General features: G+C 58.9%; 1 protein-coding gene. It reads left to right on the forward strand.

The features are described 5' to 3' along the window. Positions 1-80 precede the first annotated feature (80 nt). Positions 81-1,397: an IS701 family transposase gene (locus PQQ96_RS41935; protein WP_408303281.1), complete on the forward strand. Its 1,317-nt coding sequence runs from the start codon at positions 81-83 to the stop codon at positions 1,395-1,397. Positions 1,398-1,502 lie beyond the last annotated feature (105 nt).

Consider the following 1,502-nt stretch of genomic DNA (forward strand, 5'->3'; position numbering starts at 1 on the left):
TAGTCTTACTGTGTCAAAAAAATATTTACGCCGAAGCGATACCTGGTAGTATTGAATAATACAGACTTCGGGCGATCGCGATGACAGAGAATGTCGATGAATTTGACGCGTATCTGAACGATCTGGCGCAGGCGTTAGGGCACGCCGATCGCCATGCCGGGCTCAAGGGCTACTGTTCGGGCCTGGTGTTGCCGTTGTCCCGCAAGAGCGTCGAGCCGATGGCCGCGCATATTGACCCACTTCACGCGAGTGCGAAGCACCAGTCCCTCCACCACTTTGTGGCCAAGGCAGAATGGTCTGACCGGGCGCTCTTGCAGCGGGTACGCGATTGGGTGATGCCCGCATTAGGCGCTCACGCTTCTGAAGAAACCGGCTACTACTGGATTATTGATGACACGGGCTTTCCAAAGAAGGGGCGTCATTCGGTCGGGGTGGCGCGTCAGTACTGTGGGCAGCTCGGGAAACAGGACAACTGTCAGGTTGCCGTGAGCCTGTCGATCGCGACGCAACGCGGCAGCCTGCCGATTGCCTGGCGGCTGTATGTCCCAAAGGAATGGATTGACGATCGGGACCGGTCCCGTCGCGCGGGCATTCCCGACGATCTGGCGTTCGAGACCAAGCCCCAGATTGCGCTGACCCAGCTTCGCGAGGCTATAGCATCCGGCGTTGCACCGGGCATCGTGCTGGCCGATGCAGGATATGGTGATGAAACGGCCTTTCGGGAAGGGATAAGCGAGCTGGGTTTGTTATACGCGGTGGGCATTCGCCCGGGCACCTCAGTATGGGCACCGGGTACGGCGCCACTTCCGCCCAGGCCATGGAGCGGGCGCGGCAAGCCACCGACATTGCTGCGCCGTGCGCCCGGGCACGAACCGCTCGCGGTAAAAGCGCTGGCCATGCAATTACCCGCGAACGCCTGGCAAACCGTCACCTGGCGGGAAGGCAGCAACTCGGCACTTTGCTCACGCTTTGCCGCCATACGGGTTCGCCCCGCACATCGCGATGATGAGCGAAGTACTGTGCGCGACGAAGAGTGGCTGCTCATTGAATGGCCAGATGGCGATACGGAGCCGCTCAAATACTTTCTCACTACCGCCCCGCAAGAGGCGACACTTGAACAGCTGGTATTCGTGACCAAAATGCGCTGGCGCATCGAGCGCGACTATCAGGACCTGAAACAGGAGTTCGGGCTCGGTCATTATGAAGGACGAGGCTGGCGTGGCTTTCACCACCATGCCACGCTGAGTATCGCGGCATACGGATTTCTGATGGCTCAGCGACTGAGGATGCGCTCAGATGAGGGCGATAAAAAAAACTTCTCCGAACGCGCGCTGCCTGCCCTTCCCCCAGATTACATCCCCCGGGGCAGTCCAGCGCGCACAACGCCACGTTCCTGATTCCGTTACCACGTTGCGTATCCTGCTCGGACTACGGCTCATGCAACGATGGCACTCTTCCCATACAGCAATAGACTACGCAACAAATTATATGACACAGTAAGA

It is taken from the genome of Paraburkholderia sediminicola (assembly GCF_046027825.1).
GTDB lineage: Bacteria > Pseudomonadota > Gammaproteobacteria > Burkholderiales > Burkholderiaceae > Paraburkholderia > Paraburkholderia sediminicola_D.